Source organism: Octadecabacter antarcticus 307 (assembly GCF_000155675.2).
Lineage (GTDB): Bacteria > Pseudomonadota > Alphaproteobacteria > Rhodobacterales > Rhodobacteraceae > Octadecabacter > Octadecabacter antarcticus.
This window is the reverse complement of sequence record NC_020911.1, coordinates 828824-843123: the sequence shown is the minus strand read 5'-3', so window position 1 is coordinate 843123 and position 14300 is coordinate 828824. Positions and strand designations below refer to the sequence as shown.

The window sequence follows — 14300 nt, the reverse complement described above, 5'->3', positions numbered from 1 at the left end:
ATGCCCTTTTGCGCCGTCAATTTAGACCGATTAAGCAAGATATCACATATTAAGGATAACCCATGACCAAGACACCCCGTTGGATGCAATCCACCATTGCCGAAGCCATTTCCTGCACAACCAAAATGCCGTGGGAGCGTGGCCAGCGCCGCGAGGCTTTCATGGCCAGCCGCCGCGCTGTCGCCGCCCTCGCTGATATTGACCTGCGCACGGTGCGTCCCGCTGCATAAATAGCCCGACATTGCTGGCGCCTCCCTGCCAGCCAAGCAATCGCAGCCCCTGATGCATTCTGCTGGGGCGGCGATTCGGTTTGAAGGGTCATTTCGTCAGTGTCCCCGCCGCGCACTGATCGTGAAATATGGCGGCTGCGTTTTCGGTCCGTGAACAATCCGCAGCAATTTGCGTTGATTGGCCCCAAACATCGCCGAAAATCCCGAGATGTTTGACCGGACAGATCACATTCACGCATAAGCGTCCCAACTAAACGCTCCTCAGATGTTGTTGGCGGGGGCCAGCTGATGATGTGACAACCTGATTGGTGATCGCATGATGAAAATGACCCCCAACGCCGCCGCTGGACTCGCAGTGGCAAGGGACAAAATACCGGTGGCCTCCTCAGCCCGATTTACTCAGCAAGACAGACGACCTCAGCGCGCGAAGACTCTTATGCGCCGATACGAGGTCGTCCATCTGCTTTCCAATGGCGATATTGATGATTTTTCCCGCATTGCTCCGGCACACCACGCTTTTGAAGACAGCTTCGGCTCTCTTGCCCGAGGTGCGCTTTTGAAGACTGATCGCGGTGTGGTTGCGATTGAAGACATCCTACCAGGTGACAAGGTGAAAACCGCTACCAACGATTTTCAGACCGTCTTTTGGCGTGGTGCTATGACATTGGTACCCGGTGCGCCCGGTCAGGACGCCCGCATGGGTAAAATGATTCGGTTTTCAACTGGCGCTCTTGGCATTGGTCGCCCGATGCCAGACCTCCTCGTCGGTCCGTCTGCGCGCCTGTTTCAGCACTCTGCAGCTTTGCAGCGGGTCACGGGCCACGTGGCGGCTTTTGTGCCGGCAGTGGATTTTGTTGACGGTGTAAATATCGTCGAAGTGCAGCCACAAACGCCCGTTCAGGTGTTCCAGCTTGGCTTCGCCGCGCACCAACGCATCGTTGTAAATGGCGTCGAAGTTGACAGCCAGAATCCCGGTGCGCGCCACGAATTGGGCCTGCGCGGCAACATGGTTGATCTGTACCTGGGCCTGTTCCCACACATCGAACGGATTGAGGATTTCGGGCTGCTGATGCACCCGCGCCTGTCGCTGCATGATCTACATTTTGGAATCGTGGCGTAGGGCAATGCGGCGCGGATCTCAACAAAACCGAGGATCACGCCGCTTACGCGTCCCTCTTTAGCCGTTCTTCTAGCACATCAAACGGCACACCCGGTTCATCCTTGGCACCGCGGATCACCAGCGATGTCTTCACACTCGCCACGTTGTCAGCCGAAGTAAGCTGTTCGGTCAGAAAATTCTGGAACGTGCGCAAATCAGGCGCGACGCATTTCAGCACGAAATCCACTTCGCCATTCAGCATGTGACATTCGCGGACCAGTGGCCAACCTTTGCATTTCGTCTCAAACGCGTTCAGATCAACCTCGGCCTGTGACACCAGCCCGACCATCGCAAACACCTGCACCTCAAATCCTAATTCGCGGGCGTTCACATCGGCGTGGTAGCCGCGAATGAACCCCTGTTCTTCCAGCGTGCGGACACGTCGCAAACACGGGGGCGCGGAAATACCGACCCGTCTGGCCAGTTCAACGTTGGTCATCCGCCCATCCGCTTGCAATTCGGACAGGATCATCCGGTCAATATCGTCTAATTTCTGCCCAGGCATGTTGCGCATATCCCCTTGTCGCTATCGCGTTTCATACGCCGAACGCCAAACCTGCGCAACAATATTTCGCAACGCCGCAACAATCCTTCGCGCAATGATAAGTCCGCGCCACCCCCCCTTTTCCCCACCGCCGCGCGGACGTATACGGCCAATAACTCCAAAAGGATCCCAGCACATGGCCGAGACACGCAAAACCAAAGTTCTTATCATCGGCTCCGGCCCTGCGGGATACACCGCTGGCGTCTATGCGGCCCGCGCCATGGTGAACCCGATCCTTGTGCAAGGCATAGAACCCGGCGGCCAGTTAACCACCACAACGGAAGTTGAAAACTGGCCTGGTGATACTGAAGTCCAAGGCCCCGATCTAATGATCAAGATGGAGGCACATGCCAGCGCGATGGGTTGTGAAATCATTGGTGACATCATCACAAGCGTCGATTTTTCAAAGCGTCCGTTCATTTGCCAATCCGACAGCGGCACTGTGTACGAAGCTGATGCCATCATCCTTGCGACAGGCGCGCGGGCAAAATGGCTGGGCTTGGAGAGCGAGGAGACATTCAAAGGCTTCGGCGTCTCCGCATGTGCAACCTGCGACGGTTTCTTCTATCGCGGTCAGGAAATAATTGTGGTCGGCGGTGGCAATACGGCTGTCGAAGAGGCGCTGTTCTTGACCAATTTCGCGTCCAAAGTCACGCTGGTCCACCGTCGCAATGAATTGCGCGCAGAGGCGATCCTGATTGATCGTTTGATGAAGAACCCAAAAATCGTCCCACTTTGGGATCATCAGCTTGAGGACGTCTACGGCGGTGAAAACCCGCTGGGCGTTGAAGGCGTCAAAGTGAAACACGTCAAAACCGGCAAGATTACTGATATCGCAGCCAAGGGCGTGTTCATCGCCATCGGCCACGCGCCCGCCAACGAATTGGTCAAAGACGTGCTAGAAACCCACATGGGCGGCTATGTCGTGACCAAACCGGACAGCACCGAAACCTCAATCCCTGGCGTGTTCGCGGCGGGCGATCTGACCGATCACAAATACCGCCAAGCGGTGACATCGGCTGGCATGGGCTGCATGGCGGCATTGGAAGCGGAGCGGTTTTTGGCCGCGAATGCCGTGGATGAACACGTGCAGGCGGCTGAGTAATTTCGGCGCTGTGGGTGATGTCGGCTGAGAGCCCTCTTTACTGAAATTCTGTGATACGGCGCATGTCTGCTGTCATGGTAAAGGCACAAACCTTCAACAACTGATAAGGTTTTTAGCGGGGTTTGTGGTAGCGGATTGTTGGGTGGTTTGGGCATGTGCCAATAACGAGGGTTTGTTGAGCGCCTACGAATGGTGGTCTCGCCACTCTTTTGCTCTTATCCGAAGAGTGGCTATGTCTCGATCCTCTAAGAAGGGCCTGATATAGTCGATATAGGCTCTTACTATGTCCCTTGCATTGTCTTGTTTGGAATTACTTGGATTCAGATTGGGGGTGACAACACGAAGCTTTTCTAATTCTGAGAAAAGCCGTTTAACAGTCGCTTGTAGTCCATCTGATGGTTCACGCAAACTACTTAGGCTTCTGGAGTTATGCAGGCGGACTAATACATCCGTCGACAGAGACTCCAGCTTATTGAACTGCTTTTCTGTTTTTGATAGTGCAGCTTTCGCCGAGATTTGGAGTTTATGAAGAAATACGCCTGTTGCAACTCCAAGAAGTGTGCCGGACATCCATGGAAAGGCTGCTTCACCCAAAAGATCAACTGCGAAGTTATAGATGTATTCAAATACGTGTGAAAACGACGAAGCCCACTCTTTGTCTTTCATCCATGTTGATAAAGATGGAGCAAAGAACATCGTCCAAAAAACTTTGTCAGCTAAAAATATTAGGGATTTTTTTCATTAGGTAATTCCCAGAAAATTACGTTCAACCTTCCAGAAGCTTGACGATGAGTTACGTCATCCGTAACGAGTTTTTGCCGCAAACGATAGATGTGCCGTTCTGCTGCAACTGGCCTATCAGTTTTGGCTCTTGGCAGACCTTCGCCTCGCTCGCTAAACATCGCCGAAAACCACCGTTTGTTGAACGACTTCACGGCAATCTATATTGGTACGTTTGCAGCAAAGGTCAACTTTGCCCCCCCCTCAGCCCATCATCTGCTTTGATGCAAACAACACACTGCTTCCACCCCGACCCCAAATTTGTTCTAGCCTGAACAAACTTTATCTGTATGTTCATCCGTGAACAAACACCGAGTCGGGTCCATATGGCTATGTCATCCACCAAAATCACCTCTGAACAACAGGACCAGATGTTCCGCTTGCTCAGACAGGTGGATATTGCGCCAGATGCGTCCCAGCGGGTGACGGCGGCAGCCATCGGTGTCTCTTTGGGCCGTCTTAACGCCCTTCTGAAACAAGCCACCGATGCGAAACTCGTTAAAATTACTGATCGCAACAGCCCAGACAAACGCGCCCGCGTTGCCTATGCGATTACAACCCGTGGTGCGGCTGAAAAGAACAAGCTCACCGAACAATTCCTCGCGCGGAAATTCACTGAATATGATGCGCTTCACGCCGAACTGACCGGCACGACGTCAGGCCTTTCCCCGTTTAAGCACAGGACCAAGTTGATGCAAAATAACCTCGCCCCGATCCCCGAATTGTTTGTTTCCTACGAAAGCGCGCAAAAACTCAAAGTCGACGCCGCTGATTTGACAAGCCACGACCTGACACCGCGCCAGATCTGCGATCTGGAACTGCTGATGAACGGCGGCTTCAACCCGCTAAAGGGTTTCTTGACCGAAGAAGACTATAACGGCGTGCTCGACAATATGCGCATGGCCGACGGTACCCTTTGGCCCATCCCGATCAATTTGGACATCTCTGAAGACTACGCAAACACAGTCGAAGTCGGTCAAGATATTGCCCTGCGCGACCAAGAAGGCGTGATCCTTGCGACCATGACCGTGACCGACAAGTGGGCGCCAAACAAAGCGCATGAGGCCGAAATGGTCTTTGGTGCAGACGACGATGCGCACCCAGCGGTAAACTATTTGCACAACCAAGCAGGCAAAATCTACCTTGGTGGCCCCATAACAGGCATCCAGCAACCCGTGCACTACGATTTCCGCGGCAAGCGCAACACACCCAACGAGCTGCGCGCGTTTTTCCGTAAAATGGGCTGGCGCAAAGTGGTCGCGTTCCAAACACGCAACCCGCTGCACCGCGCGCATCAGGAACTGACATTCCGCGCCGCAAAAGAAGCGCAGGCAAACCTGTTGATCCACCCTGTCGTGGGCCTCACCAAACCCGGTGATGTCGACCACTTCACCCGCGTGCGCTGCTATGAGGCCGTCCTTGACCAATATCCCTCATCTACAACATCGATGTCGCTGTTGAACTTGGCGATGCGCATGGCGGGTCCGCGCGAAGCAGTTTGGCATGGTTTGATCCGCAAAAACCACGGCTGCACGCACTTCATCGTGGGCCGCGATCACGCTGGCCCCGGCAACAATTCCGCAGGTGAGGATTTTTACGGCCCATACGATGCACAGGACCTGTTTCGCGAACATCAGGACGAAATGGGCATCGAAATGGTCGATTTCAAACACATGGTCTGGGTCGCCGAACGCGCGCAGTACGAAGCCATTGATGAAATTGAAGACAAAGAAAACGTCACGATCCTCAACATCTCGGGCACCGAACTGCGCCGCCGTCTGGCCGAGGGCCTGGAAATCCCAGAATGGTTTTCCTTCCCCGAGGTCGTCAAAGAATTGCGCCGCACCAAACCGCCACGTTCTAAACAGGGTTTCACCGTGTTTTTCACCGGCTTTTCCGGGTCTGGTAAATCCACCATCGCGAACGCCTTGATGGTTAAGTTAATGGAAATGGGTGGCCGTCCGGTGACGCTGCTTGATGGTGACATCGTGCGCAAAAATCTGTCTTCCGAACTCGGGTTTTCCAAAGAACACCGCGATCTGAATATCCGTCGCATCGGCTATGTCGCGTCGGAGATCACCAAGAATGGCGGCATCGCGATCTGTGCACCCATCGCGCCCTACGCCACGACGCGCCGCGCGGTTCGTGAAGACATCGAAAGCTTCGGTGCCTTCATCGAAGTGCACGTCGCGACAACGATTGAAGAATGCGAAAGGCGCGACCGCAAGGGCCTTTATAAGCTCGCCCGTGAGGGTAAGATTAAGGAATTCACCGGCATTTCAGACCCCTACGATGTGCCAAAGAACCCTGAGTTGAGCGTGCAGACAGAGAACATCGACGTCGACAACTGTGCGCATCAAGTGATTTTGAAGCTTGAAAGCCTGGGATTGATCGCGGCTGAATAAAGGGTTTGCGTCGCAAACACCGGATGGCAGTCAGTGAAGTCTCTTGGGGATTCGCGTCGCCACACAGGGCTTAAGGCTAGCAACGCTCGCCAAAATAGAAAAGGCGCTGACTGCGAGGTCAGCGCCTTTTTTGTTGGTGAGCCGTAAGTACTGAGTGGTCCAGCAAAATTGGACAGCGCGCTAAGATGTATCCAACCTTAAAGTCAGGACTGCGCAAGAGATTTCAGCCAAGCACAAAGTCCATCCGACGCAGGTGACGACCTGGAAGCGCCAGGCGATTGATCACCGCCCCCTCTGGGGAGATTGCTTTGCAATCACATGCAGAGCAATGGAAGGGTTCCGATCAGAACGCGTGATCAAAGACTGGATTGGATTCTACAACACTGAGCCGCCCCATTCCACTCTCAACAAAAGATTTCCAGACGACGCATTCTTTAACATAAGACCAGCCCAAAAGGCGGCATGAAACTGAACCAGTTTACATCTTAGCGAAGCTGTAAACCCGTCCGAATAATTGGCGCCACATCAGGACTACGATTGGGCATTCTGCGCCCTTTGGCTAAACAGCCGACAACGTCAATTACCCCAAGAATTTCACTATTCAGTGGACGGTCACTGGCCGCATATCGTTCTGGCGTGCCAGCGTGAACGCCATTTTGCGATCCGCCACCAACGCCAGTTGCTGGCCGTCGCTGTCATGGACCGCAAACAGCTGTTCACGGTTCCCAGCAGCGGCACGGACATCATCGGGCAGGCCCGCAACGTCAACGGATTTCACATAGACAACGCGGTCATTATTTTTGACACTCAGTTCGGCAAAATTGAATTTGGTATCCATGACTTAGCCCTTTTTTATGTTAATCGTTTGCACAACTGAATCAGGCGCTGCCCGCGTCAGATCAACGTGCAGCAACCCGTTTTCCATGATTGCCTCACCGACAACGACCCCTTCGGCCAACACGAACGAACGTTGGAATTGCCGCGCCGCAATGCCGCGATGCAAGAACACGCGCCCTTCGCTATCATCACTTTGGCGGCCACGGATCACCAGCTGATTGTTTTCAACCGTGATGGCCAATTCATCGTCGCCAAACCCCGCGACTGCCAGCGTGATGCGGTAGGACGTGGCGGATGATTGTTCAATATTATAAGGTGGATAGCCATCATTGCCAGATTTGGCGGTCCGTTCAACCAGCCGCTCCAACTCTTCAAAGCCAAGCAGGAACGGATGCGTTCCCAAGGTCAATTTCGTCATACGACACGTCCTTACTTAAAGCGACAGTCTGATACCTGGCCCCGTTTTGGCGACCACAGATAAAATATGGGGATCATTTGGGTGGCTTGCAAGTCCGCACTGCGCGGTTTCCCTTTGCGAAATGCCACTTTGCGCTTACATTCAGACCTCTGGGGCACTGGCGCCAACAATAAGATCGGATTCGGTATGAACAGCAGCGCGCGCATGGAACAGCTTGATGTCTTGCGCATCGAGCTTGGCGTTTTTCGCCAGGAACACCGCGATCTGGATGATGCAATTCACGCGCTTCAGGAAACGGGCAAGGCCGACATGCTGACCATAAAACGCCTAAAGAAGCGAAAATTGGCCCTGAAAGACAAAATTGCAGTTCTCGAAGACCGGATTATTCCCGATATCACGGCCTGATTGCACCCCGCTGTCGCCACGCTATAAAGCCCCCTCACGATGAAAGGCGCAGATATGACCCCATCCGTCGGCATTATCATGGGCAGCCAGTCCGACTGGCCTACTATGCGCGAAGCAGCGACCATTCTGGATGAATTGGGCGTGACATATGAGGCGAAAATCGTCTCCGCCCACCGAACCCCCGACCGCCTTTGGTCCTATGGCAAAGACGCTGCACCACGTGGCTTGCAAGTTATCATCGCAGGCGCTGGCGGTGCTGCACATTTGCCTGGCATGATGGCCTCAAAAACCCGTATTCCGGTGATTGGCGTGCCCGTGCAAACCAAGGCCCTGTCGGGCGTCGACAGCCTGTATTCCATCGTGCAAATGCCCAAGGGCTTCCCCGTTGCGACCATGGCAATCGGGGCTGCAGGTGCGGCCAACGCTGCATTGTTGGCCGCTGCAATTCTTGCTTTGCAAGACGCGGACCTCGCCCAACGCCTTGACGCTTGGCGTGACGCGCTGTCCGCCTCAATTCAGGATGAACCGACCGATGACTGATCCCCAAAATCACGTGCTGCAAACTGGCGCAACAATTGGCATCCTTGGCGGTGGTCAGCTGGGCCGCATGCTCTCTATTGCGGCCTCCCGCCTCGGCTTCAAAACCTGCATTTTTGAACCCGCCGGCGACTGCCCCGCGTCGCACGTCGCAAATTACCACTACAAGGCGGATTATTCCGACACCGACGCACTGACCAAATTCGCCAACGCCTGCGATGTCATCACGTTTGAATTTGAAAACATCCCGACCGACGCGCTTGATATTATCGAAGCAATCACGCCGATCCACCCGAACCGCGCAGCACTCGCCACGTCACAGGACAGGTTCTCAGAAAAGAATTTCCTGACCCGCATCGGCTTGCAAACCGCCCCCTACGCGGCGGTGGAAACTGGCGAAGACCTCGAACAAGCGATCGATCAAATTGGCATACCCGCGATCCTGAAAACCCGACGCATGGGGTATGACGGCAAAGGCCAATCGCGCCTGATGTCACCCGATGACGCGGTCCAAGCGATGACAGACATGGCTGGTGCACCCGCCGTGCTTGAAGGTTTTATCAACTTCTCTGTTGAAGTGTCCGTCATTGGAACGCGCAGCGCAAATGGTGCAATCTCGTGCTTTGACCCCGGTGAAAATGTGCATCGGAACGGCATCCTGCACACCACAACCGTGCCCGCCAAGCTAACGCGCGCCCAGCGGACTGATGCCGTCCTGCTGACTGCTAATATCTTGAATGCGTTGGATTATGTTGGAACTATGGGCGTTGAACTCTTCGTCACTCCAACCGGCTTCATCGTCAACGAAATTGCCCCCCGCGTGCACAATTCCGGCCACTGGACGCAAGCAGGCTGCGCCATTGATCAGTTCGAACAACACATCCGCGCTATTGCGGGCTGGCCGCTTGGTGACGGCAGCCGACATTCAAATGTCATCATGGAAAACCTGATTGGCGACGATGTGAACCGTCTGCCCGATATTGCCAAGACCAACACCGCGATCCACCTTTACGGCAAAGCCGACGCCAAACTGGGCCGTAAAATGGGCCATATCAACACGGTTACGGGGGCGTCTGCCTAACGCTTTCTTCCTAAACCTGTCTTTGCTTCAAAACATCCCGGGGGGGGGCCGTCGGACGGGACAGCGCCCTCTTTCCTTGTACCACTTTGCCAGCGAGCGACCCGCAAAACCGCTATTGAAACCCCAGTATCACACCGCTCAACGTCAGGTCCGGATCAAATTGACCGTCCTTCAAAAACGCCATGGCTTGGCGCATCACCAGTGGATTGTTCATCATAAACGAATGGGTCACCGGCAAAGTCAGATGATCCGTCATCCCGTCCAGCCGCGTTGATGCAACGCTCACTTTTCCATCATCGGGTCCGTCAATCAGGCTTGAATAATACGCATTTAACGACCGATCCCCCGCAATAATCCCCAAATCAAACCCCTGCCACCGCAGGCTGATCGGCGCACCATATTCGAGCGCAGCACCAGTGCTCAATTCCATACCGGCAGGCCCATTCATCCACTCGAATGGCTCCAATTCTCCAAGAATATCAACCAGTTGCGATCCATCATTCGGTGGCCCCATCATCACGACACGCCCCATCACGTCGGGGCGTCCATCGGCCAGATAGACACGCACCAGAATACCGCCCATCGAATGGGTCACGAAATGCACCCGCCTGTGGCCACACCCCGCCACCGCTTGCGGCACGTTTTCTGCCGCCAACGTCTGAATGTCCGCGCTGGTGGACGGGTAACCGTTGTTGACAACGTGGTAGCCGTCCAACTCCAGTAATTCTTGCAGCGCCAAAAACGACGTCTCTGTGCGCGCCAACCCGTGCAGCAGCACAACGCAGTCTTCCGCCACCGAAATCGGGGCCGCCTGATCCGTTGCCGCCGAAATCGGGGCCACCATCAGCCAAAATGCGATAAAAACCTGTCTCATACGCCCAACATAGGTGATCTGCGCAGATTGGTAAGGTCTCGCTTGCCTGACTTTTCGCCGCAGGCCAGAGTGCGCATATGATAACACGCCCAATCCGCCACCCTTCGATAAGATTAGCAGCACGCGCTATCCTTCTGCACGACGATCACCTTTTGTTGGTAAATGCCTACAAGGGCCGCAGCGATTTGTGGTGCGCGCCGGGAGGCGGCGCTGAACCGCACCAAAGTCTGCCAGAAAACCTCGCCCGTGAAGTATTTGAAGAAACCGGGCTGCGGGTAAGTGTCGGCGCACCGTGTCTTGTGAACGAATTTCATGACCCGAATGGCACCTTCCACCAAGTTGAAGTGTTCTTTCGCTGCACATTGATTGCCGGCGAATTGGACCCCGCGTGGCAGGACCCAGAAAAAATCGTCACGCAGCGCCGCTGGGTGACGCGCGATGAATTGGCGGTACTGACCGTGCGGCCAAAATCACTGGCAGGCGTGGCTTGGGGGGATGCGGGGGCGCTGGTTTATGATCCGTTAGAGGCCATTTTGCCCTAGTCGGAATAGAAAAGGGCGCCCCGTTTGGGACGCCCTTCTTTTGGCAGATAGCGTAATTAGCAGTTAGACCTCAAAGCTTTCATCGTTTCTAAGAAACGACTGCCGCTTTGCAGTCTTAGTCGATTTTTCCTTGCGGAAAATTCGATTTACATCATGCCGCCCATGCCGCCCATGTCGGGCATGCCGCCGCCGCCGCCAGCGCCTTCTTTGGCGGGCTTGTCGGCAACCATCGCTTCTGTCGTGATCAGCAGACCAGCAACCGATGCCGCGTCCTGCAATGCAGTACGGACAACTTTCGCAGGGTCAATTACGCCAAACTTGAACATGTCGCCATATTCTTCGGTCTGCGCGTTAAAGCCGAACGACTTATCACTGCTTTCGCGGATTTTGCCAGCAACGACGGACCCGTCAACACCAGAGTTTTCAGCGATCTGACGCAGTGGTGCTTCCAAAGCCTTACGAACGATATTGATACCGATCGTCTGGTCAGGATTCGCACCCTCGAGGCCGTCCAGCGATTTGCCAGCCTGAAGCAAAGCAACACCACCACCAACAACGATGCCTTCTTGAACCGCAGCGCGTGTCGCGTTCAGTGCGTCGTCAACGCGGTCTTTACGCTCTTTCACTTCGATTTCGGACATGCCGCCAACGCGGATAACAGCAACGCCGCCTGCCAGTTTGGCAACACGTTCTTGCAGCTTCTCTTTGTCGTAATCAGATGTGGTTTCTTCGATCTGGTTACGGATCTGAACAACCCGTGCTTCGATCTCAGCTTTGGCGCCAGAACCGTCGATGATCGTTGTCTCATCTTTGGTGATCGCAACGCGCTTGGCGGAACCCAGCATGTCGATTGTGACATTCTCAAGCTTCATGCCGAGGTCTTCGGAAATCACCTGACCACCGGTCAAAATGGCGATATCCTGCAACATGGCTTTGCGGCGATCGCCGAAACCAGGTGCCTTGACAGCTGCGATTTTCAGACCGCCACGCAGTTTGTTCACAACGAGTGTCGCAAGGGCTTCGCCCTCAACGTCTTCTGAAATGATCAAAAGTGGTTTGCCGGACTGGATCACTGATTCAAGCAGTGGAACCATTGGCTGAAGCGAAGAAAGCTTCTTTTCGTGCAGCAGGATAACCGCATCTTCCAGCTCAACCGTCATTTTGTCAGGGTTGGTGACAAAATATGGCGACAGGTAGCCGCGGTCAAACTGCATGCCTTCAACAACATCGGTCTCTGTCTCGAGGCCTTTGTTCTCTTCAACGGTGATAACACCTTCGTTGCCGACTTTTTGCATTGCGTCAGCAATCTGACGGCCGATTTCGGCTTCGCCATTGGCAGAAATCGTACCGACCTGCGCGACTTCGTCGCTGTCAGACACGTCACGCGCTGCAGCCTTGATGGCTTCAACAACTTTGGCTGTCGCGAGGTCGATGCCGCGCTTCAGATCCATTGGGTTCATGCCTGCTGCGACAGATTTCATGCCTTCGCGGATGATTGCTGCGGCCAGAACTGTTGCAGTTGTTGTACCGTCACCAGCTTCGTCGTTGGTACGGCTGGCAACTTCTTTAACCATCTGCGCGCCCATGTTCTCAAACTTGTCTTCAAGTTCGATCTCTTTGGCAACAGACACACCGTCTTTGGTGATACGTGGTGCGCCGAAAGACTTTTCCAGCACAACGTTACGACCCTTTGGGCCAAGCGTGACTTTAACCGCGTCAGCAAGGGTGTTCACACCCTTGAGCATACGATTGCGGGCGTCGGTCCCGAATTTTACGTCTTTAGCAGCCATGATTTAGCTCCTTTGAAATTTCGTGAATTTGCGAATTTGGACCAGTCCGACTAGGACAGGATGCCCATGATGTCGCTTTCTTTCATGATCAGCAGCTCTTCACCGTCGAGGGTGATTTCTGTGCCGGACCATTTGCCAAACAACACTTTGTCGCCAGACTTAACGCCCATTTCGACCAGCTCGCCGCTGTCTTTGCGCAGGCCTTCGCCGCACGCAATAACTTCGCCCTCAGCGGGCTTTTCTTTGGCTGCATCTGGAATGATCAGGCCGCCAGCGGTCTTTTCTTCACCTTCGGTGCGACGCACGAGAACGCGGTCGTGAAGCGGTTTGAAAGCCATGTGAATAGCTCCTTGCTTATAGATTTCAATTCTTTGCCCCCACAGAACTAACCTGTGTAGGGCCGTTAGCACTCACATCATGCGAGTGCTAGCAACGGATAAGTAGGGACATCAACCGGACCTGTCAACTGCCCAATCGGTGGATTTTTACAGAGTCGCGATAGAGGCAGCAGAACCGCGCGACCAGATCCAAGCCTATATCATCATACCAACTTGCCCAACTGGCGTCCTCATCCTAGCTTGGCCAGTCCCATCAGGAGTTTCCCGTGATCCGCCTTCTCACCCTCGCATTCCTGACCATGCCGTCACTGGCCAACGCCCAATGCAACGCGGACGGAATCGAATCGTTGATGGCCCCCGCCGATCTCGTGCACTTGCGCGACGTCGCAGCGGCTACACCTTACGGACAGGGACTGTATTGGTCGGCCCAGAAAAATGGCGTCGAACTGGCGATCATGGGCACGATGCATCTGGCCGATCCGCGCCACGATGATCTAGTCCGCCGCGCCACGCCGCAACTGGAACGGGCGGATGTGTTGCTGGTCGAAGCCACGCTGGAAGACCAAGCCGCGATGCAGGTCTACATGGCACAAAACCCGGACATAATGACGATTACCGACGGTCCGACCCTGCCCGACCGGCTGGACCCTGACACATGGGCGCTGATCCGCGACGCCGCGACCTCACGCGGCGTGCCGGGCTTTATGGCCGCCAAAATGCAGCCGTGGTTCTTATCGATGACATTGGCCATTCCGCCCTGTGCGATGGCGTCGATGATGGCCGGTGATTTGGGTCTGGACGGATTGTTGATGAAAGACGCAGCCGCCCTGAACCTCCCCGTCATGGCGCTTGAACCGTGGCAGGACATGTTGGCGCTGCTGTCGTCCGGCACGTTTGATAAACAGATTGATGCCCTGCATATCAGCTTGGTGGATCCCGACATTCAGGACGCATTCATCAGCACGCTTATCTCGTCATACTTTAATGAGGACACGTCGTATGGCTGGTACATAAACAGCCACCTGATCGACCATATGCCGAACGTCGATCCTGCGCTGTTTGACGCGCAACTGGCCGAACTCGAAGAAGACCTTCTCAACGAACGCAACCGCAACTGGATTCCAGTGATCGAGGCCGCAGCAGCGTCCCACAACCAGATTTTCATCGCCTTCGGTGCAGCGCATTTGTTCGGGGATCAGGGCGTTTTAAACCTGCTTGCGGACAACGACTGGACCATCACCCGCCACTAAATATT

At 54.6% G+C, this 14300-nt stretch carries 16 protein-coding genes; 9 read left to right on the top strand and 7 right to left on the bottom strand.

Features of this window, described 5'->3' with window-relative positions; genetic code table 11:
- Positions 1-62 precede the first annotated feature (62 nt).
- The gene (locus OAN307_RS28775; protein ID WP_187292539.1) at positions 63-230 is read left to right on the top strand and encodes a hypothetical protein; all 168 of its coding nucleotides are present in this window, start codon (positions 63-65) and stop codon (positions 228-230) included.
- 316 nt (positions 231-546) lie between these two features.
- Entirely contained in the window at positions 547-1350 is an 804-nt protein-coding gene (locus OAN307_RS04365) for a Hint domain-containing protein (protein WP_044043201.1), read from the top strand.
- A gap of 43 nt (positions 1351-1393) precedes the next feature.
- Here OAN307_RS04365 and OAN307_RS04360 read toward each other — a convergent pair whose 3' ends face one another.
- Positions 1394-1894, bottom strand: a complete 501-nt coding sequence (locus OAN307_RS04360; protein WP_015498629.1) for an Lrp/AsnC family transcriptional regulator — start codon at positions 1892-1894, stop codon at positions 1394-1396.
- 175 nt (positions 1895-2069) lie between these two features.
- On the opposite strand from OAN307_RS04360, the gene trxB reads away from it, so the two are divergent.
- Positions 2070-3038, top strand: a complete 969-nt coding sequence (trxB, locus tag OAN307_RS04355; protein ID WP_044043200.1) for a thioredoxin-disulfide reductase — start codon at positions 2070-2072, stop codon at positions 3036-3038.
- Between the two features lie 183 nt (positions 3039-3221).
- On the opposite strand, the gene OAN307_RS04350 is transcribed toward trxB, so the two are convergent.
- A complete protein-coding gene (locus OAN307_RS04350) occupies positions 3222-3704 on the bottom strand; it encodes a hypothetical protein (RefSeq protein ID WP_015498627.1) in 483 nt (160 codons plus the stop codon).
- Between the two features lie 440 nt (positions 3705-4144).
- Here OAN307_RS04350 and OAN307_RS04345 point away from each other — a divergent pair, with 440 nt between their 5' ends.
- Positions 4145-6223: a bifunctional sulfate adenylyltransferase/adenylylsulfate kinase gene (locus OAN307_RS04345; RefSeq protein WP_044044473.1), complete on the top strand. Its 2079-nt coding sequence runs from the start codon at positions 4145-4147 to the stop codon at positions 6221-6223.
- 601 nt (positions 6224-6824) lie between these two features.
- Here OAN307_RS04345 and OAN307_RS04340 read toward each other — a convergent pair.
- Positions 6825-7061 carry a DUF1150 family protein gene (locus OAN307_RS04340; RefSeq protein ID WP_015498624.1) on the bottom strand — a complete coding sequence of 79 codons (237 nt, stop codon included), beginning with the start codon at positions 7059-7061 and terminating at the stop codon, positions 6825-6827.
- 3 nt (positions 7062-7064) lie between these two features.
- Positions 7065-7478 (bottom strand): Hsp20 family protein, encoded by a 414-nt coding sequence (locus OAN307_RS04335; protein ID WP_015498623.1) that lies wholly within the window; start codon positions 7476-7478, stop codon positions 7065-7067.
- A 186-nt stretch (positions 7479-7664) separates the two neighbouring features.
- On the opposite strand from OAN307_RS04335, the gene OAN307_RS04330 reads away from it, so the two are divergent.
- From OAN307_RS04330 to OAN307_RS04320, 3 genes are read left to right on the top strand one after another with little or no spacing between them, the layout of a single operon-like run.
- On the top strand, positions 7665-7883 hold the full coding sequence (locus tag OAN307_RS04330; protein WP_044044472.1) for a YdcH family protein: 219 nt from the start codon (positions 7665-7667) through the stop codon (positions 7881-7883).
- A 54-nt stretch (positions 7884-7937) separates the two neighbouring features.
- A complete protein-coding gene (gene purE, locus OAN307_RS04325) occupies positions 7938-8423 on the top strand; it encodes a 5-(carboxyamino)imidazole ribonucleotide mutase (protein ID WP_015498621.1) in 486 nt (161 codons plus the stop codon).
- Positions 8416-9501, top strand: coding sequence for a 5-(carboxyamino)imidazole ribonucleotide synthase (locus tag OAN307_RS04320; RefSeq protein WP_015498620.1), 1086 nt, complete (start codon positions 8416-8418; stop codon positions 9499-9501). Before purE ends, OAN307_RS04320 begins: the two co-directional genes overlap by 8 nt.
- A gap of 112 nt (positions 9502-9613) precedes the next feature.
- Here the strand turns inward: OAN307_RS04320 and OAN307_RS04315 are convergent, their stop codons facing one another.
- A complete protein-coding gene (locus OAN307_RS04315) occupies positions 9614-10375 on the bottom strand; it encodes an esterase/lipase family protein (protein WP_044043199.1) in 762 nt (253 codons plus the stop codon).
- A gap of 77 nt (positions 10376-10452) precedes the next feature.
- On the opposite strand from OAN307_RS04315, the gene OAN307_RS04310 reads away from it, so the two are divergent.
- Positions 10453-10917, top strand: a complete 465-nt coding sequence (locus tag OAN307_RS04310; RefSeq protein ID WP_015498618.1) for an NUDIX domain-containing protein — start codon at positions 10453-10455, stop codon at positions 10915-10917.
- A 146-nt stretch (positions 10918-11063) separates the two neighbouring features.
- Here OAN307_RS04310 and groL read toward each other — a convergent pair whose 3' ends face one another.
- Both groL and OAN307_RS04300 read right to left on the bottom strand, forming a co-directional pair.
- Positions 11064-12707: a chaperonin GroEL gene (groL, locus tag OAN307_RS04305; RefSeq protein WP_015498617.1), complete on the bottom strand. Its 1644-nt coding sequence runs from the start codon at positions 12705-12707 to the stop codon at positions 11064-11066.
- 50 nt (positions 12708-12757) lie between these two features.
- Positions 12758-13045: a co-chaperone GroES gene (locus OAN307_RS04300; RefSeq protein WP_015498616.1), complete on the bottom strand. Its 288-nt coding sequence runs from the start codon at positions 13043-13045 to the stop codon at positions 12758-12760.
- Between the two features lie 266 nt (positions 13046-13311).
- Here OAN307_RS04300 and OAN307_RS04295 point away from each other — a divergent pair, with 266 nt between their 5' ends.
- Positions 13312-14295, top strand: coding sequence for a TraB/GumN family protein (locus OAN307_RS04295; RefSeq protein ID WP_015498615.1), 984 nt, complete (start codon positions 13312-13314; stop codon positions 14293-14295).
- Positions 14296-14300: the final 5 nt, after the last annotated feature.